The following is a 21,902-nucleotide window of genomic DNA, read 5'->3' on the forward strand; positions in this document are numbered from 1 at the left end:
CCGGCCACTGGTGGCCGCCTTCATCTCCGGCGAAACCAGGCGAGCGGGCCAACAGTCCACTTCGGACCAGGATCGCCTCGGTAACGAGAATCGATACCGCAGTCTCAAATCGAGACCACTTCTGCGCATATCGGCTGCTATAACCGCGAACGTAGCTCCGACAGACACCGACCACAAGGACGAATCACGATGATTTTCATTACCGCCAAATTCCGGGTCAAGCCCGAGCACGCCGATCAGTGGCCGGAGATTTCACGGGAGTTCACCGAGACAACTCGTGCCGAGCCCGGTTGCAAGTGGTTCGACTGGTCCCGCAGCATTGCGGATCCTTCCGAGTACGTTCTCGTGGAAGCTTTCCAGAACGACGAAGCCGGGGCCATGCACGTGCAGTCAGCGCATTTCAAGGCAGCACAGGAGACACTGCCGGAATACCTTGCCGAGACTCCACGGATCGTCAACGCGGTGTTGGAGCAGGACGACTGGTCGAGCCTCGGCGAACTCGCCGTGCCTTCCTGACCAGGAATGGGTTACCAGGAGGCAATAATGCTCGACCTGCACTATCAGCGGGGCGCGATCGTGGTCCGAATCCGACCACCCGGCGTGCTCCACCTCGAACGGGGCCACAATGCACGGTTACCCCCGGCGGCACCGGGGGTAACCGTGTTGGCACCTAGTAGATGTTCGACGGACGGACCATGCCTTCGGCGAGGTCGGCGCCGCCCGGGGCGATGATCGCGCCGGGGTTGACCACCACCTCCTCGACGACCGCGGTCTCCGTGGTGATCAGGAGCGCCGCGATCGACGCCGCGCTCTCCAAAGCCGACCGGGTGACCTTCAACGGATCGATCACACCGGCAGCGAACAGGTCGCCGTACTCGCCGGCGAGCGCATCGAACCCCTGCCCGTTGTCCATGCCGGCGACCTGCTCCATGACCTCGGCGCCGTCGTAGCCGGCGTTGGCCGCGATCCAGCGCAGCGGCTCACCGAGAGCCCGCAGCACGATCTCCCGCCCCTGCGCCGCGTCACCGTCCAGATCGGACAGCTGGACGCACCGCGCGGCCTGCGCCAAGGCCGCGCCGCCTCCGGCGATCACCCCTTCCTCCAGCGCCGCCTTGGCCGCCGCCAGCGAGTCTTCGACGCGCAGCATCCGCTCCTTGAGCTCGACGCTCGTCGCGGCCCCGACCCGCACGACGGCGATGCGGCCCGACAGCCTGGCGATGCGCAGTCTGAGGCTGTCCTGGTCGTGCTCGATCCGGGCGCGCTTGAGCTGCTTGTCCAGCTGGCTGATCCGGGCCCGCACGACTGCCTCGTCGCCTGCCCCACCGATGATCGTCGTCGTGTCCTCGGTGACGGTGATGTGCTCACACCGACCGAGATCCCGCTCGGTGACCTCGGTCAGCGTGACACCAGAGTCGTCGCTGACCACCCGCCCGCCGAGCGCGGCCGCCAGGTCCTCGAGTTCGGCCACCCGCCGGTGACCGAAGCCGGGGGCACGGACCACGACCGCGCGGAAGGTGCCGTGCACGTTGCCGCTGACGATCAGCTGCAGGGCCGGGCCATCGACGTTCTCCGCGAGTATCACCAGCGGCCGGTCGAGCCGCCGGGCAGCTTCCACAGTGGGCATCAGCTCCTGGACCTGGCTGATCTTCTTGTTCGTCAGCAGGATGACCGGGTCGTCGAAACCGGCCTCCATCTTCTCGCGATCGGTGACCATGTAGGGCGAGGTGTAGCCATGGTCGAACTCGATCCCGTCCACGACTTCGACGCTCAGCCCTGGCTCCTCGGCCTCCTCCACCTCGACGACACCGTCACGCCCCACCGCGGCCAGGGCCTGGCCGATCACGCGGCCGATCCGTTCGTCGTCGCTGGCTGCCAGGGTGGCGATGCGTTCGAGTTCGGCCTCGCCCGTCACCTGGCTTGCGGACTTCCGCAGCCACTCGACCACAGCCTCGACCGTCTCCTCGATGCCGCGGCGCACCCGCATGGGATTGGCTCCCTCACCGAGCGCGGCCAGCCCCTCCCGCACCATGGCCTGGGCGAGCACCGTGGCGGTGGTGGTGCCGTCGCCAACGGCACCGTTGGTCTTCATCGCGACTTCCTTGACCAGCTGGGCGCCCATGTTGGCGAACGGTTCCCGCAGCTGAACCTCACGCGCGATGGTCACGCCGTCGTTGGTGATCGTCGGTGGCCCGGTCAGCTTCTCCAGTACCGCGTTGCGGCCCTTGGGCCCGAGGGTGACCTTCACCGCGTCGGCCAGGGTGTTGACCCCGAGCTCGAGCTGGCGCCGCGCATCGACGCTGAACCGCAGCTCCTTCGCCATGATGACCTACTTCCTTTCAGGGAATGAGAATTGCCCGGCCGCGGACGTGGCCCGCACTCAGGTCGTCGATCGCCTGCTGGAACTCGTCGAGCCGGTACTGGGCGGTGTGCAACCGCACCTTGCCCTGTGCCGCGAGCACCATCAGGTCCTGGAGATCGGCGTACGAACCAACTAAATTGCCGACGAAGTTGATCTCCGTCGAAATGATGTCGATGGTGGGAACGTTGAGGTTTTCGCCGTATCCGACGATGTAGTAGTTCCCCGCTCGGCGCAGCATCCGGACACCCTGTTCGGTCGACCCGCCTTCACCGACGAAGTCGAGGATCGCCTCCGCGCCGTGCCCGCCGGTCAGGTCGAGCACCTTGTCCACATGGGACCCGTCGGCGACGATGGTGAGGTCGGCACCGACCTGCTCGGCCAGCCGGAGCGCGGCGGGGTTGCGGTCCACGACGACGAGCGTCGCCGCACTCATCGCCTTCATGCACTGGATTCCAATGTGGCCGAGTCCGCCAGCGCCGATGACGACGCAGACATCGCCGGGTCGCAGTACCCTGGCGGCCTTCGCCGCGGCGTGCTGAGCGGTGAGCCCGGCGTCGGCAAGGGCAGCGACGTCGGCGGGTTCGAGGCTGTCGTCGAGCTTGACGCAGGACCGCGCCGATGTCAGCAGGTTCTCGGCGTACCCGCCCTGGGTGTCGATCCCGGGGAAGCGCGAGCTCTCGCAGTGCACGTCGTCGCCGAGCCGGCAGGCCCGGCACAGCCCGCAGGTCATCAGCGGATGGAGGATGACCTTGTCCCCCACCGCGACGTTCGTCACGGCGTCGCCGACCGCTTGTACCCAGCCGGCGTTCTCATGGCCGATCGTGTAGGGCAGAACGACACCCGACTTCTCCGCCCACTGGCCTTCGAGGATGTGGATGTCGGTCCGGCACACACCAGCAGCGCCCACCTTGACCACGACGTCCAGCGGCCCGCTGATCTTGGGTTCCTCGACGTGGCGCAGCTCCAGATTCTGGTGGTACCCCGTGACCTGGACGGCTTTCATGGATGGCTCCTGGTGTTGATGACGACCGTGCCGTGGTCCGTGTCGGCGTAGCGGGTGGCGAGCAACCCCTTGCAGAAATGGGCATTGCCTTCGATCGAGACGCGGGTGGCCGCGGCGAGCCGCAGTCGTAACGCGACATCCGACTCGGCGATCGGGACGCCGTCGTGGTCGACCAGCACACGTGCGTGTGAGTTGACAGGCAGACCAAGGGCTTCACGCCTGCGCAACAGCGCACCCTTCAAGTGGCCCTCAGACAGGTCGAACAGCTCCAGGAGCGGCAGTTCCTCGATCGACCATGCACCGCTCGACAGGACCGAACGGCAGCACCGTTCCATCGCAGCGAGGTGAGCCTTGCGCTGGAAGGTACGGCGCAACTCATCCAGGCTGTCCTCGGCCTCGACTCCGAAGGTTGCGACGTAGCCGTCAGCCACCCCGTTGTTGATCTTGTCGGAATCGTGATGGTCGTCCAAGAACACCCGGACCTGACCCACGTCCGGCACACCGGCCAGCGCATCGTAGGCGTCTGAGACCATCAGATACGCGAAGTTCGGCGCACAGAACGATGTCGGCAACCGCAGGTGCACCTGCACCCCCGTGTCGTCGATGGTCACCGACCGGACGAACCCGAGTTCGGTCACGGGCTGGTCCAGCTCGGGGTCCAGCACCGTCGCCAGTGCAGCGAGAACCTCGGCCTCCACGGACAGAGCGGTGGTCATCGCGCACCGGCCGCGGCCGGCAGCCGGAGTTGGCGGGGCACGTCTAGGTCGTAGAGCACGGCCGCATTGAGACCGAGGATCTTCTTCTTCTGTTCGGTCGTGATCGCGGGGTACTCGGGCAGGTCCTCGGGGATCTGGAAGTCGACGAACTTCTCGACCAGCCATTTGGGAGTCCACAGTGCATAGTCGCTGCTGAAGAGGATCTTGTCCTCACCGATCCAGTAGAGGAGCTCCCCGATGATCTGGGCGAAGTAGCGCGGCCGCGCGTGGATGAACGGCATGGCGACGGCGAGTCCACCGTAGACATTGGACTCCTGGGTCGCGATCCAGCAGAAGTCCTCCAGGCGTGGCAGGCCGACGTGCTCGACGATGAAGTTGAGATCCAGATAGTCCGTGGCGACCTTGTCGATGTCGGCGACGTCGAACGCGTCCCGGTCCAGCGGCCGGATCGTCGGTCCCTTGTGGACATGGATGTTCCTGATACCCAACTCGAGGCACTCTTCGAGATAGCGGCGCGACCACAGCTCGTCGAGCTTGTACCCCCGCGAGTCGCCATGCCATTCGGCCGTGTAGAGCTTGACCCCCTTGAGGTTCATCCGCTCGGCGTCCCTGCGCAACTGTTCGAGGCCGGCCTCACCGTTGCGGGGGTCGTAGGCGTGGTTGTAGGTCAGCTGGTCAGGATGCTTGAGCGCGAGTCCGAACGCCTCCTCGGTCTGCCCGAACCCGTTCTTGTAGAACTCGCTGAGCAGAGTCGCCTGAAAGATCGCGTGATCGACGTGGCCGTCCTGGAAGAGGTCCTTCATCAGGCGCTCGGCACCGTAGTAGGTGTAGGTGTCGTAGTCCCAGACGACGTCCTCAGGGCTGAGGTTGCGGTGGTAGTCGTAGAAGCAGTCGATGAACTGCTTGCCATGAACGTTCTTGATGTTCGCCTCGCGGCCGTCCCAGATGTGGACGTGCCCGTCGACGACGTAGTACTGCTCGCCATCCTTTTCGTACATCGGCGATCCTCACCCTTCGGTGTGCTCGTGTGCGGTCGGGGACTGCCCGGCGTCAGCCGTGTGCGAGGAGGTCGAAACCGATGTACTCGGCGGCATCCTCCGGGTTCGCGAAGAGCAGCGTGCGGTCGTCCAGATGCACCATGCGCCCGTAGTGCGTGGAGCTGATCTCCTCGAAGATCGAGCCGTCGAACGGCTGGCCGAGCGCCTCGCTCAGCTCGTCGTAGTCGAACTCCAGCAGCCTCGTGCCGTCCACCCGGATCATGGACGGGTACTCGACGAGGGAGACTCCGTTCTTGGCCCCCATCATGTCGGCGACCACGCGACCGATCGGGGTGTTCATCAGGGTTACGCCGCACATGTTCGAGGACCCGGCCTGCGAACCGAACTGCATGGGACCGCTCACTTCTCCAACTCCTTCGGTACGTCGAGCCCGATCTCCTCGAGCAGCTGAGCGAACTTCTCCTTCGTCGCACCGAACGAGTCGGCGAACGTCCGCGTCTTCTCCGCCGGCTGGGACCAGATCGGCTGCAGCCCGAGTGCTGCGTTAAGACACCTGGGCACCCACTTCTCCAGCCAGTGGCCGAACAGCTCCTTGTTGCCTGTGCCGAACTCGTCGTCGCGGGTGAGCAGCTGGAACAACGACCGGGTGTAGGCGAGGTCGCGGTTGTAGTCGTGTTCCCCGGTGCCGACAAGGGTCGGCGTGATGTAGTCGCCGTTCTTCGCGGAGATCTGCATGACCAGTTCGGACCGGAAGAGTTGACCGACCAGCTGCTCGAAGACGATGTTGGTGCCGAACAGCAACTCGGCCCAGTCGCCGACCGCGGTGAGCTCCTCGACGCCCCTGCGGGTTGACTGCCACTCGTCGGCCGACTGCCACACGCCTTTGTGGACAGAGCCGTCGAATGTGTCCAGCGACTCGGACAGGTCGAGGTTGAACAGTGCGAGATCCTGGGCAAACCGCATCTTGTGCGCGGCGTTGACCGCCACCGCAGTGTTGATCATGTTCGTCGGCCCGGAGCGCTGGATCGAGGTGAACACGTGCAGCGCCATTCCGTTCTCGGCGTGCATCCACGCGCCGAGGTTGCGAGCGATGAACTTCTGCCACGCCGTGTTCCAGCCGCCGTAGGCGTTGGCGCGCTTCGCGTTCTCCAGACACAGAGCGACCTGGTGCACCACCGCGGAATTGTTGCGGTAGATCGTCTGCTCCCATTCCTCGTTGGGGTCGAGGAAGGCGTGCCAGTTGGACGATTTCGCCGCCGTCCACTCCTTCGGATACCCGCCGGGCCCATCACCGAAGCCGTAGATCCAGCCCTGGCTCAGGTGTCGCTCGGGGTCCGGCTGCACGTCGACGGTCACGTCCTCGTAAACGGTCGCGCGGAGCTTGGCCGGCTTGAAGTAGTTGTAACTGCGGCTCGTGGAACTGGGGAAGTCCAAGGCGCCGGCTTCGGAGTCGGTGAACTCCACCTTCGGGAAGCTGCGCACCTGCGGCGCGGATGTTGCCATCTGCTGTCTCCTCCTACTGGTCGTCACTGACCGAGGTCGTGAACTTGTCGTAGAACACCTGGTCGTCCGGCACGCCATGGCGCACGGCCAGCTCCAGTGCGGCATCCACCATGGGCGGCGGCCCGCACAGGTAGACCTCGCTGCGGTGCAGGTCGGGCTCTCTGGCCTCGACGACGTCGGTGACCATTCCCAGGTCGGCACTGACGCCGAGCTCGGCACAACCGTCACCGGACTCCGACAGGGCGACGACGAACTCGAAGTCGTCCAACCGCCTCCCCAGTGCACGGATCTCGTCCAGGTAGAAAAGGTCCGCGGGGGTGCGAGCGCCGTAGTAGAAGCGGATCCGGCGGGTGTCGCCGGTCTCGCTGAGGTGCCGGAGCAGGCTGAGCACGGGCGCCATGCCTGCGCCACCCGCCATCAGTACCAGGGGGAGCACGTGCCCGTTCTTGAGCGTGAAGCTGCCGTACGGACCTGTCAGATCGATCGTGTCGCCGACCTCGATGCCGTCGTCAAGCAGCGAGGAGAACCTGCCACCCGGGTACTTCTTGATCAGGAACTCGATGTGGTCGCTTGTGGACGGTGTCGTCGCCATCGAGAACGACCGGTGCTCATCGGTGCCAGGGATGGTCAGGTCGGCGTACTGGCCGGGCTTGAACTCGTACCCGGGCGGGTCGACCGGCTTGAGCTTGAGGCCCACGATGTCGTGTGTGTGCGCGACGATCTCGACGACCTCGGTCCGGATCTCCTGCAGCGGGGCCGAGTTGAGCAGTTCCTCCTCGTCGAAGTTGAGCAGCTCGATCGTGCAGTCGCTGAAGGCGTGCGCCCGGCACAGCAGCACGTAGCCCTCCTCGACCTCGGCATCGTTGCAGGCGAAGGTCGAGTAACGCTCCATCTGGATCTCGCCGTCCAGGACGTAGGACTTGCACGCCGAGCACTGGCCCTCCCGGCAGCCGTGCATGAGGTGGATTCCCTGACGGAAGGCTGCGTCGAGGATCTTCTCGTCCTCATTGACCTCCATCTCGATGTCGACCGGTTCGAAAGAAATGCGATGTTTGTCGGCCATTGGTCTCTCGATTCTCGGGAGCGAGGAGCGCGGCCGGCGGGGGCTGCCGGCCGCTGGTCCTCACGCCGTCAGGCGACAGTGACGTTGGGGTTGGCGCGGTATGCCGCGGCCCACTCCTCGCGCTCCTGATCGGTCATCTGGTTGAGGGTCACGTTCGGACTGGCGAACCGGATACCGCGGAGGTCGTCGAGTGTCCACAGTTTCTTCGGGTCGTCCAGGTCCAGATGTGGCTGCGGGATGAGGGTCCTGCCGTCGTCGCGGACGTAGCCGAGGTCCTTGACGATGTCGGCGAGATCGCGGTCGTGATGCAACGTCTCCCACTCGCGCTGCCCGGTGAGGCGGCCCATGTTGGGGGTCTCCCGGCCTTCGTACTCAGGGCGGAACGCGACCGTGTCCGTCCAGGCACAGGTCTCCGAGCAGTAGGTCCGCCACTGGTCGTCCACCTTGTCGACCACCATGTCCTCGCGGACGAGGCAGGGAACCATGCAGGTCCAGCACCGGTGCGGGTACTCGTACCCGACCTCTTCGAAGGCGATCGGCTTGTTACGGCCCGGGTAGCGCAGCCGGTTGTATGCCTCCCACCACTTGCCGAACTGGTTGTACCAGCCCGGGTACTTCCCCTCGAACCACTCGAAGTCGGCGTCGGTCATGCCGTCGATCCGCCAGTAGTTCACCGGCCAGCCGGTCGCGAAGAACTGCGCCACGCGGTGGACGTAGAACTTGTTCGTGATCCGGTTCCACGCCTCCTCGACCAGGTCGTGTGGAATCACCAGCCCGTACTTCTCGAGCGGGAGCAGGTAGCTGCGGTAGTAGTCGTCGTAGATCCAGCGCCGCCACATCTCGGCGTAGGACTCCCGGTCCTTGCGGCGGTCCTTCGTGCCGTACTCGATGAAGGTGCCGATGGCGGCGTCCACCACGCAGTGGTTGTTCCACCAGGCGTAGCGCAGGTCGCGCTCCAGCAGCGGGCGGTTACGCTCGTCCGCAAGGGCCATCAGCAGGATGGAGTAGCCGTTGCTGATGTGCCGGGACTCGTCGGACTGCACCGAGTGGAACACCGTCGGCAGCAGGTAGTCGCCGTTGGCCGCGGCCTCGTCGGGCATCGCCACGAACAGCGTGTTGGTGAACGCGGTCTCCGCCACGACCGTCAGGTAGATGTTCGCGGCGGTGATCGCGTCACCGGTGATGAACCCCTCGCCGAACTGGCGGCCGATCGTGCCCGCGTAGTTGTTGGCGAAGGCCTTTTCGGTGATGTCGAAGCCGGCCGGGTCGATGTAGTTGTTCATGTACAGCTTCTTGAGGTTCATCTGGATCGTGGAGTGCCGAACCTCGTCGATCATCTGCACCGCGAGCCCGTTGTGGATCTCCGGGTTCGGCACTGCGTCGATGGCCATGGGCATCGCACGCGCGGCGGAGATCTCGGGGAACGGGATGATCGAAAGGAACAGCTTCTGCCACTCCAGCCAGCGCTGCTGTACCTGCCGGAACATGTTGCCGCGGATCGCGCCGTCCATGGCACCGAAGACCCGGTTGTCCTTCTCCTCCTCCATCGGGAAGTAGGACCTCATGATCTGCTTCAGCGGGTCCTTCTTGGGTGCTTTCTCGAACGTGTAGTCCGTTCCGAAACGGGTCGCCGGCGTTGCGAACGTCGGCTCCCACGACAGCTCCGTGATCTTGTTGTGCGCCTTGGTGAGACTCTGCCTGCTCAATTCGGGCCTCCTCGACACCGGAATCTGTTCGCCCGGCCATGCGTCCTGTCGGGGAGAGTGTGTTGCGGATCCAACGTGAGTTCTGTCTCAATGTGAGACCGAGAAGCCTGCGGAGGACCGCCACGATGGGTCCTGTGGGTCCAGCGCCCGACGTCAAAGGAGACGGTGGTGACGACGCAACGAGACCGGTCGGATTCGCGGCCGATGAGCGCCCTGCGAGAGATGTTCCTGTCGCGGCCTCTGCCCGAGCTTCCCGGGGTGCGAGACGTCATCACCGCTTCCTGGCAACGCGCGCTCGATCACCAGGTCGATGCCGAGGACCCGGACCCGGTCTTCATCGCCGACCGGGACGAGGAGAGTCTCCTGGTCCGCAGCGCCACGCCGGTGCTCGCCAACCTGTCTGCCGAGCTGACCTCCCACCCGGTCGCCAGCCTACTGAGCGACGCGGACGGCCTGGTGGTCCGACGGTTCAGCACGGACCGGAACCTCACCTCCGGTCTGGACCGGATTTCGCTCGCGCCCGGCTACAGCTACGCCGAGGAGTCGGTGGGGACCAACGGGATCGGCACCGCACTGGAGTGCCAGAAGTCCGTGCTCGTGTCCGGATTCGAGCACTTCAACAGCAGCCTCACGGACTTCGAATGCGCCGGGGCGCCCATCACCCACCCGATACGCGGGCACCTCGTCGGTGTCCTCGATCTGACGTCCTGGGCCGATATCCCGGGGCCTTTGCTGCTGACGCTGGCGCGCACGACGGCCAAACAGATCGCGGATGCGCTGCTCGCGAGCACCGGAGCCCGTGAGCTCAGCCTCTTCCGCGAGTACCTCGCCTCCTGCCAACGAGGCTCCGGCGCGATCCTGGCCGTCAACGAGGACGTCATCATGGTCAACAGCCACGCGGAGGAGTTGTACGACGTGACCGACCGGGCTGCTCTGATCAGTCACACGGCCGACGTGGCTGGTTCGACCAAGCCGGTGACGGTCCTGGCTGACCTTCCCTCGGGCGTGGTCGCCCGGCTGGAGTACCGGCCGGTGTACAGCGGGTCGACTCTGGCCGGCGGCGTGTTCCGGGTGAAGAACCACGCCGCCTCGCGGCGCACGGCGTGTCGCGCCGACCTGCAGCTACCGGGCGTGGTCGGCACCAGCCCCGTGTGGCGGCAACTGTGCGCCGTCGCGGACGCAAGCTTCGTCGAGGGGAACTGGCTGGCATTGAGCGGCGAGCGTGGCACCGGGAAGGCCGCCGTCGCGCAGGCCGTCGCACGCCGTCACGGGCGGCGGCCGGTGTTGCTCGACTGTGCAGCGGTGGACGACCACGGCGCCTGGGTGAGCGCGCTCGCCGACGAGGTGACCAGGGGAAACCCGCCGGTGATCCTGAGGCATGCCGACACGCTCACCGGCGAACGAGTCGAGCGCCTCACGGACCTGTTCACGTCATGGCAGGGAGCGCCACCTGAGCAGGCCCCGGCCTGGGTCGCCGTCACGCTGAGCGAAGGTCCGCACAGCGCCGACGTCCAGGGATGGCTGATGCCGTTCTTCGCGCACACCGTCGAGGTGCCGCCACTGCGCCACCGGATCGAGGATCTGCACCGTCTCGTGCCGAACCTGCTGGGCCGTCACTCGAACACTCTGACCGCATCGGACGGTTGCCTGCGCCAGCTCATGCGACTCCCCTGGACGGGCAACGTCCGCCAACTCGACCAGGTGCTGGTCGAGATTTCCCGCCGACGCCGGACAGGAACGATCGAGGTGGGCGACCTCCCCGCGGAATGCCGGACCTTCACCCGACGCCAGCTGACGAAACTGGAAACGATCGAACGGGACGCCATCGTGCGCAGCCTCTCGGCCAACCGGGGCAACAAGGAACTCGCGGCAGCCGACCTCGGCATGTCACGCGCCACGATCTACCGGAAGATCCGAGCGTTCGGCATCGTGCCCGAGCAGTTCTGAGCCGGACACGGACGGCTTCCTATTGATTCAGGGAGATTAGTATTGTAGGTATCGTCGTCACCGCAGTTTCCTAAGAGGTGTCTGGTGCTTGGTCGATTCCATCTAGGTGCGTACTGGGGATCCAGGGCGGAGTCGGTGGAAGACTGTGCCGACAAGCTCGCTCGCTGCCTGAGCGGGCTGCGGGCAGCCGACCCGCTTTTCGCGGATTGGTTCAAACTTGGGAAGAGCAAAGAAGATGCATTAAAGTTCCGCATTGACACTTCCAGGCAAGGTTTAAGTCGGCTCCTTCGGGAAGGGCGTGACGTACTCACGCTAAACAATGGCGAGGTTCACGAACTTGGCTGTTCTCGGAGCCTGGAACGGGAAAGAACCTTCCGCCTCGTTCAATATTCGCTGTTGTGCCGCGGATTCCCGAACCCTAATGTGTATCTCCTGAAATTTCCTCCACTCGAAGAATCATTCGAGTTGCATCGAGCGGTTCTAGTCAAGCAGATCTTCGAGACGGTAGTTGATATCTGGGGGCCTGAATGGGCAATCTTTGCTACGTCAAAAAGGCGCGATTGGCAAGGTGAATACACCGGACAGCCTCAGGCTGGATGGTTGACCTATATCGCCGATAGAGAGATTGCGCAGATAGAACCGACGCCGGGAATCGAGCGCGTACAGCTGCGATCTGGCGTCATGATCGCCGCAGGCGCCGACCCGCTGCGGGTCACGCCAGATCACATCCACGCCGTATCCGCGATTTTGCGCTCATTTGAAACGGAGTGAAGGATAATGGCAAAGAGGCGCCGCGTCACGCGACTGTCGAGGTGGCTACGATCTGAAGTGGGGACAGCCTGATTTGAGTACCGCCTCGAGATTTAGTGAGCGAGGTGGCGAGACTATTGGCGTCCACCGATTCCGAGGAGGAGCTCAAAGGATTGTGCTGTTGGACCCGGCCGACCCAATGCTGCAATACAATCCGCCAGGCGATGGTTACACGATGAAAGAGTGGCTGGAAGCCTTGCAGCGGTATGTAACGGCCGCACTTGAGCGGCCTCGATAGAGGGTGCAAGACCAGGAAGAACTCGCCAAACCCGTCCGGACAACCACCCCATGGCTCCCACCACCGGCGGCAACCGATCCTCAACGGGCCTCGGACTACGTGGTGACGATCAAGCAGGATGGCGGCATTACTCTGCATTCCGGGGTTAATAGCCGTCGTCTACATGGCCGCCCAATCCATCAATGATCCCTCGGCGCCGACGGGGTTGTTGTGGCTGAATTTGGTGGTGGCCGTGGTCGAGGTGGTCTTGGTCGCCACGGGCGCACCGCTGCTTTTCCAGCGAAAGACTGCAGGACGTCGAATAATCGCCGTGACCGGGATCGTGGTTGCCCTGCAAAGTTTGAGTGCCAGTGCGCAAGCCGCTCTCACTGGAGCGCGACTGACGATGCACAGTCCCCGCTGGTCGACTGTCTTCATCATCGCCCCGTTGACGGCCGTTGCGGCGGTGGCGGCCGTGATCACCGCACTGCACTCGTCCACCGCCCGCTGGTGCCTCCCCGGAGTCAGACCGCCGTCCGCACCGGACCTGGCACACCTGGCCAAGAGCCCATAAGAGACGCGGGTTTTATAGATTATTCACCCATTCCCCGCCCGCCGGCTGCGGAGCTAGCGTCCTGGCTGTAGAGCAGCCATACCGAGGTGGGAGGGGCGCTATGGCGCGCACCAGCCGTATCCAGGGTCTGCGGGACCTCTCCGTCGAGGCCCGGCGCAAGACCGTCGCCGAATCGGCCGGCATCGACCCGGCGTTGATCGCCGCGTTCGATCCCGGCCAGGGGCTCGGCGCCGGTTTGGCCGACCACATGATCGAGAACGTGGCCGGGATCCTCGGCATCCCCCTGGGGGTTGCGACCAACTTCGTCATCAACGGCGGTGACGTGCTGGTCCCGATGGCCACCGAGGAGGCCTCGGTCGTCGCGGCCGCGAGCAACGCGGCCAAGATCGCCCGCATCCACGGCGGGTTCCATACCTCCTCGACAGCGCCGATCATGCAGGCCCAGGTCCAGATCGTGGGCGTGGCCGACCCGGAAGCCGGGCGCGTGCGGCTGCTGGAGGCACGTGAAGAGCTGATCGCGCTCGCCAACGCCCAGGACCCCAAACTCGTCGAGTTCGGCGGCGGCGTCCGCGACCTCGCGGTCCGGCTCGTCGGATCGCGAGCGGGCACCTATGTGGTGGCGCACCTGCAGGTCGACGTCCGGGACGCGATGGGCGCGAACGCTGTCAACACCATGGCCGAGGCCATCGCCATGCGTGCCGCCGAGATCGCGGGCGGGCGCAGCCTCCTGCGGATCCTCACCAACAAGGCCGACCTGCGCCTGTCCCGCGCCCGCGCCGTTTTTGACGCCGAGGCGCTGGGCGGTCCGGCGGTCGTCGACGACATCATTCACGCCGCCGCGCTCGCCGAGGCCGATCCGTACCGCGCCGCCACCCACAACAAGGGGATCATGAACGGCATCAGCGCCGTCGTGCTCGCGACCGGCAACGACACCCGCGCGGTCGAGGCGGGCGCCCATTCGCACGCCGTCTCGCCGGCGGGGCAGTACACCTCGTTGTCCCGCTTCGAAAAGGACGCCGACGGCAACGTCGTGGGGATCATGGAGCTGCCAATGCCGGTGGGGCTGGTCGGCGGGGCCACCAAGGTCCACCCGGTCGCCCAGGCATCGGTCGCCCTGCTCGGGGTGAGCACGGCCGCCGAGCTCGCCGAGATCATCACCGCTGTCGGCCTCGCGCAGAACTTCGCCGCCGTCCGCGCCCTCGCCACCGAAGGCATCCAGCGCGGCCACATGTCACTGCACGCCCGCAACATCGCCTCGACGGTCGGCGCGAGCGCCGACGAGGTCCCCGCCGTCGTCGCCCGCATCATCGCGGACAAGAAGGTCCGCGCCGACCATGCCGAGAAGGTACTGGCGGAACTTCGCGCGCACTCCTGAGGTGGCCAGATGAATCGCTATGGTGTCGACCACCTGCCCGGGCTACCCGCGTCGGTCACGATCTGCGAGGTGGGCCCGCGTGACGGGCTGCAGAACGAGTCCACACTGGTGCCGGTGGACGTCAAGGTGGAGTTCGTCGAACGACTTGTCGACGCAGGCCACACCGTCGTCGAGACGACGAGCATGGTGCACCCGGCTTGGGTGCCGCAGCTCGCCGACGCCGAGGAGGTCCTGCGCCGCCTCGACCGTCGCCCTGGCGTGCGGTATCCCGTTCTGGTGCCCAACCGCCGCGGCCTGGATCGGGCGCTCGACCTCGGGGTCACCGACATCGCGGTGTTCGCGTCGGCCACCGAGAGCTTCGCCAAGGCCAACCTCAACCGGACCGTCGCCGAGTCGCTGGAGATGTTCGCGCCGGTCGTCGCCCGTGCCCGCGAAGCGGATCTGACCGTGCGTGGGTACCTGTCGATGTGCTGGGGCGACCCGTGGGAGGGCGAGGTCCCGCTGTCCCAGGTCGTCGACGTTGCCGCACGGCTACTCGCCCTGGGCTGCACGGAGCTGAGCCTCGGTGACACGATCGGCGTCGCCACCCCGGGGCGGGTCGTCGCGCTGCTCGACGCGCTGACGGCCGCCGGTGTCCCAAGTGGACGGATAGCGGTGCACTTCCACGACACCTATGGCCAGGGGCTGGCGAACACGCTCGCCGCCCTGCGGTGCGGAGTGACCACTGTGGACGCCTCCGCCGGCGGCCTCGGTGGCTGCCCATACGCCAAGAGCGCTACGGGCAACCTCGCCACCGAGGATCTGCTGTGGCAGCTCGACGGCCTCGGGATCCACACCGGGGTCGACCTCACCAAGCTCGCCGAGACCAGCGCCTGGCTCGCCGAGAGGCTGGGCCGCCCCAGCCCGTCACGCGCCACGCGTGCCCTCACCGGCCAGGGCGGAACCTCTTCAGCAGGCTGACAGCAATGTCACGCACCCGGCGCCGGTCCTCCTCTGCGGCACGCTCGATCACCGACCACGACTCGTCGGTATCCACCGCGGCCAGCACATCCAGTGCCTTGAATCCGAGATCATGGAACTCGTCCCACTCTGGGCGCCAGTCGAGCACTCTCTGCACCGGGTCAACACACCGGGGATCTTTGATGCTCAGGAGCGTTAGGAGCACCTCGCCCGGAAAAACGGCGGATGCAAGTCCTTATGTCACCGAGGTCGCGAAGCCTCGCACGGACAGAATCGCGACATCGGCTCGTCGGGAGCATCAACGAGCCTGGAAGAGCCTGCTCACTTCCTTGGCACAGTCGAGAAGCTGCGGCGCGATGCGCAGGTCGGCATCCTCCCGGCTCAGCCGGTTGCCGTGTGCCGACACGTTGAGGGCCGCCACGATCCGGTTCTGTGGCCCGAACACCGGGGCGGAGATCGACAGGAGTCCCTCCTCCAGTTCGCCCTCCATCACCGACCATCCGCGCCGCCGGATGTCGGCAAGGTCCTGGCGCGCTGCCTCAATGTCGATCGGCTCACGGCTGTGTCGGGTCCGCACCTCCGCTCGTTCCAGTACCTGCTCGGCCTCGTTCTCGGGTAGGTAGGCGATGATCGCGCGGCCCATGGATGAGGCCAGCGCGGGCACCCGTCCACCCACATAGACCGCCACCGTGACCAGGCGGCGCGAGGTCCGGGCGACGCACACGACCTCTGCGCCTTCGAGCACTCCGGCGAGGACGTTCTCCTCCAGCTCCGTACTCAGCGACTCCATCAACGGTGAGGCGCTGTCCCAGGGATGGACCGACGAAAGGTAGGCGTAGCCGAGTTCGAGCACCCGCGGCTGCAGGGAGAACTTCCGGCCATCCGACCGCACGTAACCCAGGTACTCGAGGGTCAGCAGGAACCGGCGCGCAGCGGCGCGGTTCATCTGCGCACGCTCGGCAACTTCGGTCACGGTCATGCTAGGGTGCCGCGGAGTAAAGGCGCGGATTACCGCCAACCCGCGATCCAGTGACTGCACGTAGTCGACTGGTCGATCGTTGTCGGGCAACCGCTCACTCCTTCCCTTGCCGTGCTCACCCAGCACAGACGGTGAAGACGCTCATTGTAGTTCCTCACCGCGCCCTCGCGGGGCCGATGCGGTCAACTGCATGAGGTCACCGAGATCGCCGACCTCGCCGAAGCTCCCCGCCGCTGCCGCGAGAGCGGCCACCCGGTCGTCGGGAAGTGCCCGGCCGGCGCAGTCGGCGAACTTCGTCCACAACCCAGCCGGTGGTTCCGCCATGCTTGCGATCGTGTCGAGGTCAGCGGAGGCGGTGAGCTTCTCCCCACGCGCGGTCCGCACCGTCACCTCGGCGGCGAAGGAGTTCGGAGCTCCGCCGGGCGGCGCCGCCACGAGCACAACGCGGGTCATCAGCTCCCGCACGCCCGGTTCCCGATCGGCATCACCTTCGAAGTGATCGAGGCCGACGCGTCCGTCGAGCAACCCCCTGGCGACGACGTACTGCATGCTGAACTTGCCCTCGAAAGCGTCGCGGATCGACGGGCGGTCCGTGTGCGGAATGCGGTTCGGGTCGACGACCACCTGAACATCGCGGATGTCACGGTCACCGGCAGGCAGCCTCGAATGGAGCGCAATCGCGGCCGTCGCCGCACAGTGCGTGCTCTGGCAACACGGATACTGCTTGATGGTGTTGATCCGCGTGTTCGCCCGGGGACCCCGATCCGAGACTATCGCCTCTACGTCGACGTCGTCGGCGTAGAGGACGAAGAACCCCTGCGCCCCGTCCAGCGCCGACCGGCTCGCCGTGAGACCTGCCGCGGCGAGCTTGGCGCACAGCAGGCCATCCCGTGCGGCATGGCCGACATGCAGCGACTTGACCATGGTGCCGAAGTTCGCCTTGACCCCGGCTGCCATCGACGCCGCCGCCGCCAACGCCGCCGCCATGCGCTCAGGCCCCAGATCCAGCAGCCGCGCCGCGGCCGCCGCGGCACCGAACACGCCGAGCGTCGACGTCGGATGCCAGCCGCGCCGGTAGTGGGCGGGGTTGATCCCCTCGGCGATGCGTGACATCGCCTCGAATCCCGCGGCGTAGGCGACGACGACGTCGGTGGGCGCGGAACCGAGTTCCTCGCCCAGCGCCAGGATCGTGGGCACCAGCACGGCCGATGGGTGCCCGCCCAGCTTCCGGTTCCCGTCGTCGTAGTCCAGGGCATGCGCCGCGACGCCGTTGAGCAGCGCCGCGTCCTGCGCCGTCGTTCGGACGCGGGTGCCGATGACCAGACTAGGTCCCGGTGGGTCGCCGACGCCGGCCCGGCGCAGGGCACGGACGCCGCCGAACGTCGAGCCGGCAAGGATGACGCCCAGGGTGTCGACGAGTGCGGTACGCACCATTCCCCAACCATTGGCGTCCAGGTCGTCGAGCCGGATGTCGGCACACCAGGTGGCGAGCCTGTCGAGCAGCGGCGGCTCGATGACAGAAGGGATCATGTGCAACTCGATTCGGTTTCGAAGACGGGTTCACGACGCCGAGGTCGTGAACCCGTCTCCCCGGCTATTTGCTTGCGGTGAACCCGAAGGCGGCGTTCCAGGTCTCCAGCACCTCGTCCTTTCTTGCGCGCTGGTCCTCCAGGCTGAAGATCTGAAGCTCGGGCGAGCCGACTGTCGGGAGATCGAACTGGCCGTCCCGCACCGGGGTGACACCCGCGCGGGCCGGGATGTAGCCCTGCGCGGCGAAGAACCGCTGGGAGGACTTCGCCATGGTCCAGTTCACGAAGACCTGCGCCGCCGGATTTCGGAGGCCGGCCTCGGTCATGCCGATCACGTTGAGCGGCGCCGACACACCGACGTCCTCGGGCGTGACGAACGTGATCGGTGCCCCTGCGCGCTCGGCAGCGTAAGCGGCGTGTGCTGGGAAGGTCGCCACGGCGATCTCACCGCGGGCAAGTGCTTCAGTCTGCACCGACACGCTGTCGAACACCCTGGGCTGGAGCGCGGCCATCTCCCGCCAGTACTGCTCGCCGAAATTGCGCAGCCCGAAGTCGGCCAGCGATGCACCCGAGCCGAAGGGACGGACGACGCCGAGCAGTCCACCACTGAACCGGCGATCGAGCAGGTCCTCCCACCGGCTGGGGGCGTCCTGGGGCTGCACGACACGGTTGTTGTAGGCAAAGGCATACGCGGCGTAGTAGCAGGTGATGACCGGGTCGCCAGGTCGCATGGCGTCCGAAGCCAGCAGGTCGGCTTTGGACGGTGGGTCGTAAGGCACCAGAACGCCCTGCTCCCCAAGCTTGGCTGCGAACACGGGATCGGTCAACCGGATAACGTCGGCCCCGAGCCTCCCGGAGCCTGCCTCGCTCTGGATTCGCTCGGACATCTTGCTGGTCGCGAGCCGGGTGAAGGTCAATGAAATACCGGTCTCCTCGGTGAACCGTTCGCTGACGAAGTCCTCGGCCTGCTGGCTGGCCGTCGTGTAGAGCGAGACCGAACCGCCGGCCGCGGCGTCGTACACAGTCTTGTCTGCGATCTTCTCGCCGTCGATCACCAGGCCGTCCAGGGTGGAGATCCGCGGCAGCGGCAGGACGTCGGCGGTGCTCGACGCGGAGGTACCGCAGCCTGCCGCCGCGGCGGTCATGACCACGACAACGACGGCCAACCCGCCGTGTCGGAGCCACCGCTGCCGTCGTGGTGTGTCAGACACTGGTCTGCCCTCCGAATCGTCGCGGCAGGTACGACAACACGAACATGATTCCGACGTAGATCACGCTCAACGCCGCGGCCTGCTGCAGGGCGCCGCCGTTTTCGAACTGATCGAAGATGGCGATGGACAGGATGTTGCTGCTGCTGGTGTAAAGGAACAGGGGCACGGTGAGCTCCCGCATGCTCAGCATCAACAGGAGCAGGAAAGTCGAGGAGAAGGCGACGCGCATCAAGGGGACCGTCACGTACGTGACCGCCTTCGGCCGCGGCGCCCCGAGCATCACCGCACTGTCCTCGAGATCGCGGTCGGTCGCGCGGATGGCCGATGCCATGCTTCGCAACCCCTGCGGCATCTGGACCGCCACGAACGCGATGATCAGCACGCCGAGCGTGCCGTACAGTGGGACCGGCATGAACAGCCATGTCCACAACAGACCCATGCCGAGCACGATCGCCGGGATGGCAAGGGGAACCATCGAGACGCCTTCGAGCAGATTCGCCCCGCGTGCCCTGGTGCGGTAGGCGGAGTAGGCGACGAGGAAGGCCAGGACCGTCCCGGCCGCCGCTGCGGCGATGCTGACACCGACGCTGTTGAGAGTCACCGTCTCGAACAGGTTCGAGTTCACGACCTGGCTGAAGACGCTCAGATCGAAGGCACCCGGCGCCAGGAGGTCGGAAAAGGACTCCATGTAGGCCGACCGCTTCACCGCGGTCAGCAGCAGCGTGAGAATCGGCAGCACGATCGAGAGCGCGAAGTACACCAGAACCGCCGCGAGGGCCGGCCAGCGCCAGCGTCCCAATGCGACTCGCCGGACACGAACGCCCTTGCCCGAGACCGTCGTGTAGGAACGCTTCGCCAGCGCACGGCGCTGCAGGAGCGTCACCGCCGCCACGATCGCCACGAGAACGATCGCGATGGCCGATGCCTCGTTGCCCCGCACCGGCGAGTCGTTCATCAACTGGTAGAGGAAGGTCGGGAGGGTCTCGACGTCGCCTGGGGTCGCGAGCACCTGCGCGACCGGGAAGTTCTCCAGTATGAGCACGAACACGAGCAGTCCGGAGCCGAGGATCGCGGGCATCGCCAGCGGGAAGGTGACCTCCCTGAGCATCCGCAGTGCCGAACCGCCATGGATCGCCGCGGCATCCTCCAGATCCGGGTTCATCATCGACATCGCACTGTGGATCATCAGGAACGGGTAGGGCGCATAGAACAGAGCCAGCACGAAGATCGTGCCGCCCATGCTGTACAGGTCAACAGAGAACGGCAGGCCGAGATCACGGAAAGCGATGTTCAGCAGGCCTGCCCGCGGACTGCCCATCATGGACCACGCCAGCGCGCCGACGTAGGACGGGAGGAACAGCGGCATGAGGCCGACGACGAACACGAACCGGCGCAGCGGCACGTTGGATCGTGCCGCGAGGAATGCGAGCGACCCACCGATGAGCAGGGCGAGGACGGTACCGCAGAGTCCGATGACGAACGAGTTGATCAGCCCCGAAACGAACGTCCCCTCCCCCAGGATGGCGAAGTGCCCGAAGGTGAAGGAACCCAGCGAGCTGCCCGGCCGGGGAGTGTTGGTGGTGAACGCCGCGACCACCACGAACGCGGCCGGCACGAGGATGAGGAACGCGAGTACGAGCAGCAGCGGGCCGCTGAGCACCCACCTGCCCCGCCGGCGTCGTGTTTTCGGCGCGGGCCGATCTCCACTCGGGCGTTCAACGGTGAGCTGCCCGGATCGGGGGTCCGCGATGGTCATGCCGCCCTCCCCGAATCCCCGGCCTCGTCGGCGGTTCCCGGAACATCCTGTGGCAGAACGCGGACGTCTGCAGGGGCGACGTCGACCTGAACAGCGGTCCCGATGTCGAGGCCGACCGCGGCCCCAGAGGGCAGCACGGAGTCCATCACGAGCCCGCCTTCGAGCACAATGGACATCCGCGTCAGCGAACCCTGGTAGCTGCGGGTGCGCACGGTCCCACACATCGCGTTCGGTCCACCGTCGGCGGCGCTGGTCACCCGGACGGCCTCGGGCCGGACACACGCGCTGTGCCCGGCCGCTCCACCGGCATGTTCGGTTCGCAGGACGGTACCGCTACCGGCGAGCCTGATCGTCCCGCCATCGCCGCTCTCAACCGGGTAGACGTTGGTGACGCCGAGGAACGCGGCAATCGAGACGCTAGCCGGCCTGGAGTAGAGCTCGGCCGGGCTGCTGAGCTGGGTGATGCGACCGTCCTGCATGATCGCCACCCGGTCGGCCAGAGCCAGTGCCTCGGTCTGGTCATGGGTGACATAGATGCTGGTGAGCTCCTGCTCCTGCTGGATCCGGCGCAGCTCCACCCGCAGACCGTCCCGCAGCCGTGCGTCCAGGTTGGACAGTGGCTCGTCGAGCAGCAGCACCGCGGGCTGCATCGCGATGCTGCGGGCCAGCGCAACTCGTTGCATCTGACCGCCGCTGAGCTTGCTCGCCCCGCGGTCGGCGAGGTGGGCGAGCCCCACCATTTCGAGCACACCGAGCGCGGTCCGGCGAGCGTTCTCCTTCGGCACCTTCGCCATCCGCAGGGGGAAGACGACGTTCTCCTGCACAGTGCGGTGTGGCCACACCGCATAGGACTGGAAGACCATGCCGACGTTGCGGCGGTGAGCCGGCACCGATTTTCCTGCGGCCGCGTCGAAGACCGTACGGTCGCCGATTCGGATCACGCCGTCGGTCGGCTCCTCGAGTCCGGCGACGCAGCGCATCGTGCTCGTCTTGCCGCATCCGGACTGTCCGAGCAGGACGATTGACTCCCCGGCCGCGACATCGAGGTCGAGGTTCCGAACGGCGACGAAGCCGCCGTAGTCGAGCGTCAGCCCACGAATCGTGACTTCCATCGTGCTTCCTCCTTGAAGCGTGCGATGACACCGGCGCAGTTGGCGAGCGATCGCCGCGCCGTGATGGGGACTTCTCGGTCGGCC

General features: G+C 66.1%; 20 protein-coding genes. 6 read left to right on the forward strand and 14 right to left on the reverse strand.

Annotation, left to right across the window (positions count from 1 at the left end; all coding sequences use genetic code 11):
• Positions 1-189 precede the first annotated feature (189 nt).
• The gene (locus tag ABZ863_RS05155; protein WP_358531297.1) at positions 190-516 is read left to right on the forward strand and encodes a putative quinol monooxygenase; all 327 of its coding nucleotides are present in this window, start codon (positions 190-192) and stop codon (positions 514-516) included.
• 154 nt (positions 517-670) lie between these two features.
• Here the strand turns inward: ABZ863_RS05155 and groL are convergent, their stop codons facing one another.
• From groL to ABZ863_RS05195, 8 genes are all read right to left on the reverse strand, one after another.
• Positions 671-2,320, reverse strand: coding sequence for a chaperonin GroEL (groL, locus tag ABZ863_RS05160; RefSeq protein ID WP_358531298.1), 1,650 nt, complete (start codon positions 2,318-2,320; stop codon positions 671-673).
• Positions 2,321-2,336: 16 nt separating this feature from the next.
• A complete protein-coding gene (locus tag ABZ863_RS05165) occupies positions 2,337-3,362 on the reverse strand; it encodes an NAD(P)-dependent alcohol dehydrogenase (RefSeq protein WP_358531300.1) in 1,026 nt (341 codons plus the stop codon).
• The gene (locus ABZ863_RS05170) at positions 3,359-4,078 is read right to left on the reverse strand and encodes an iron-sulfur cluster assembly protein (protein ID WP_358531302.1); all 720 of its coding nucleotides are present in this window, start codon (positions 4,076-4,078) and stop codon (positions 3,359-3,361) included. Before ABZ863_RS05170 ends, ABZ863_RS05165 begins: the two co-directional genes overlap by 4 nt.
• Entirely contained in the window at positions 4,075-5,076 is a 1,002-nt protein-coding gene (locus tag ABZ863_RS05175) for an amidohydrolase family protein (protein WP_358531304.1), read from the reverse strand. Before ABZ863_RS05175 ends, ABZ863_RS05170 begins: the two co-directional genes overlap by 4 nt.
• A 52-nt stretch (positions 5,077-5,128) precedes the next feature.
• Complete coding sequence (gene mimD / locus ABZ863_RS05180; protein ID WP_358531306.1) at positions 5,129-5,479, reverse strand: propane 2-monooxygenase effector subunit MimD; 351 nt, start codon at positions 5,477-5,479, stop codon at positions 5,129-5,131.
• Complete coding sequence (locus ABZ863_RS05185) at positions 5,476-6,579, reverse strand: aromatic/alkene monooxygenase hydroxylase subunit beta (protein ID WP_358531308.1); 1,104 nt, start codon at positions 6,577-6,579, stop codon at positions 5,476-5,478. Before ABZ863_RS05185 ends, mimD begins: the two co-directional genes overlap by 4 nt.
• A 13-nt stretch (positions 6,580-6,592) precedes the next feature.
• Positions 6,593-7,642 (reverse strand): FAD-binding oxidoreductase, encoded by a 1,050-nt coding sequence (locus ABZ863_RS05190; RefSeq protein ID WP_358531310.1) that lies wholly within the window; start codon positions 7,640-7,642, stop codon positions 6,593-6,595.
• A gap of 68 nt (positions 7,643-7,710) precedes the next feature.
• Positions 7,711-9,348, reverse strand: coding sequence for a methane monooxygenase (locus ABZ863_RS05195; RefSeq protein WP_358531312.1), 1,638 nt, complete (start codon positions 9,346-9,348; stop codon positions 7,711-7,713).
• A gap of 168 nt (positions 9,349-9,516) precedes the next feature.
• On the opposite strand from ABZ863_RS05195, the gene ABZ863_RS05200 reads away from it, so the two are divergent.
• From ABZ863_RS05200 to ABZ863_RS05220, 5 genes are all read left to right on the forward strand, one after another.
• The gene (locus ABZ863_RS05200) at positions 9,517-11,295 is read left to right on the forward strand and encodes a helix-turn-helix domain-containing protein (protein WP_358531314.1); all 1,779 of its coding nucleotides are present in this window, start codon (positions 9,517-9,519) and stop codon (positions 11,293-11,295) included.
• Positions 11,296-11,379: 84 nt separating this feature from the next.
• Entirely contained in the window at positions 11,380-12,066 is a 687-nt protein-coding gene (locus ABZ863_RS05205) for an Imm52 family immunity protein (RefSeq protein WP_358531316.1), read from the forward strand.
• 395 nt (positions 12,067-12,461) lie between these two features.
• Complete coding sequence (locus ABZ863_RS05210) at positions 12,462-12,896, forward strand: hypothetical protein (RefSeq protein WP_358531317.1); 435 nt, start codon at positions 12,462-12,464, stop codon at positions 12,894-12,896.
• Between the two features lie 61 nt (positions 12,897-12,957).
• Positions 12,958-14,271, forward strand: a complete 1,314-nt coding sequence (locus tag ABZ863_RS05215) for a hydroxymethylglutaryl-CoA reductase, degradative (RefSeq protein WP_358531778.1) — start codon at positions 12,958-12,960, stop codon at positions 14,269-14,271.
• Positions 14,272-14,280: 9 nt separating this feature from the next.
• Positions 14,281-15,231, forward strand: coding sequence for a hydroxymethylglutaryl-CoA lyase (locus ABZ863_RS05220; protein ID WP_358531319.1), 951 nt, complete (start codon positions 14,281-14,283; stop codon positions 15,229-15,231).
• On the opposite strand, the gene ABZ863_RS05225 is transcribed toward ABZ863_RS05220, so the two are convergent.
• The 6 genes from ABZ863_RS05225 to ABZ863_RS05250 form a co-directional block, all read right to left on the reverse strand.
• Complete coding sequence (locus tag ABZ863_RS05225) at positions 15,197-15,388, reverse strand: hypothetical protein (protein WP_358531320.1); 192 nt, start codon at positions 15,386-15,388, stop codon at positions 15,197-15,199. The genes ABZ863_RS05220 and ABZ863_RS05225 overlap by 35 nt on opposite strands.
• Before the next feature lie 141 nt (positions 15,389-15,529).
• Positions 15,530-16,336 carry an IclR family transcriptional regulator C-terminal domain-containing protein gene (locus ABZ863_RS05230; RefSeq protein ID WP_358531322.1) on the reverse strand — a complete coding sequence of 269 codons (807 nt, stop codon included), beginning with the start codon at positions 16,334-16,336 and terminating at the stop codon, positions 15,530-15,532.
• 15 nt (positions 16,337-16,351) lie between these two features.
• Positions 16,352-17,740: an MmgE/PrpD family protein gene (locus ABZ863_RS05235; protein ID WP_358531324.1), complete on the reverse strand. Its 1,389-nt coding sequence runs from the start codon at positions 17,738-17,740 to the stop codon at positions 16,352-16,354.
• Between the two features lie 64 nt (positions 17,741-17,804).
• Complete coding sequence (locus ABZ863_RS05240) at positions 17,805-18,950, reverse strand: ABC transporter substrate-binding protein (protein WP_358531326.1); 1,146 nt, start codon at positions 18,948-18,950, stop codon at positions 17,805-17,807.
• The gene (locus ABZ863_RS05245) at positions 18,943-20,706 is read right to left on the reverse strand and encodes an iron ABC transporter permease (RefSeq protein ID WP_358531327.1); all 1,764 of its coding nucleotides are present in this window, start codon (positions 20,704-20,706) and stop codon (positions 18,943-18,945) included. Before ABZ863_RS05245 ends, ABZ863_RS05240 begins: the two co-directional genes overlap by 8 nt.
• Complete coding sequence (locus ABZ863_RS05250; protein ID WP_358531328.1) at positions 20,703-21,818, reverse strand: ABC transporter ATP-binding protein; 1,116 nt, start codon at positions 21,816-21,818, stop codon at positions 20,703-20,705. Before ABZ863_RS05250 ends, ABZ863_RS05245 begins: the two co-directional genes overlap by 4 nt.
• Between the last annotated feature and the right edge of the window lie 84 nt (positions 21,819-21,902).

Origin of the sequence: Saccharomonospora sp. NPDC046836 (assembly GCF_040645195.1) — a bacterium.
GTDB lineage: Bacteria > Actinomycetota > Actinomycetes > Mycobacteriales > Pseudonocardiaceae > Prauserella_A.

Coding starts and splice junctions, on each gene's coding strand:
- ABZ863_RS05165 (WP_358531300.1), bottom strand. CDS start 3,362: ATGAAAGCCGTCCAGGTCACGGGGTACCACCAGAATCTGGAGCTGCGC.
- ABZ863_RS05245 (WP_358531327.1), bottom strand. CDS start 20,706: ATGACCATCGCGGACCCCCGATCCGGGCAGCTCACCGTTGAACGCCCG.
- ABZ863_RS05190 (WP_358531310.1), bottom strand. CDS start 7,642: ATGGCCGACAAACATCGCATTTCTTTCGAACCGGTCGACATCGAGATG.
- ABZ863_RS05250 (WP_358531328.1), bottom strand. CDS start 21,818: ATGGAAGTCACGATTCGTGGGCTGACGCTCGACTACGGCGGCTTCGTC.
- ABZ863_RS05170 (WP_358531302.1), bottom strand. CDS start 4,078: ATGACCACCGCTCTGTCCGTGGAGGCCGAGGTTCTCGCTGCACTGGCG.
- ABZ863_RS05210 (WP_358531317.1), top strand. CDS start 12,462: ATGGCGGCATTACTCTGCATTCCGGGGTTAATAGCCGTCGTCTACATG.
- ABZ863_RS05155 (WP_358531297.1), top strand. CDS start 190: ATGATTTTCATTACCGCCAAATTCCGGGTCAAGCCCGAGCACGCCGAT.
- ABZ863_RS05185 (WP_358531308.1), bottom strand. CDS start 6,579: ATGGCAACATCCGCGCCGCAGGTGCGCAGCTTCCCGAAGGTGGAGTTC.
- ABZ863_RS05175 (WP_358531304.1), bottom strand. CDS start 5,076: ATGTACGAAAAGGATGGCGAGCAGTACTACGTCGTCGACGGGCACGTC.
- groL (WP_358531298.1), bottom strand. CDS start 2,320: ATGGCGAAGGAGCTGCGGTTCAGCGTCGATGCGCGGCGCCAGCTCGAG.
- ABZ863_RS05220 (WP_358531319.1), top strand. CDS start 14,281: ATGAATCGCTATGGTGTCGACCACCTGCCCGGGCTACCCGCGTCGGTC.
- ABZ863_RS05235 (WP_358531324.1), bottom strand. CDS start 17,740: ATGATCCCTTCTGTCATCGAGCCGCCGCTGCTCGACAGGCTCGCCACC.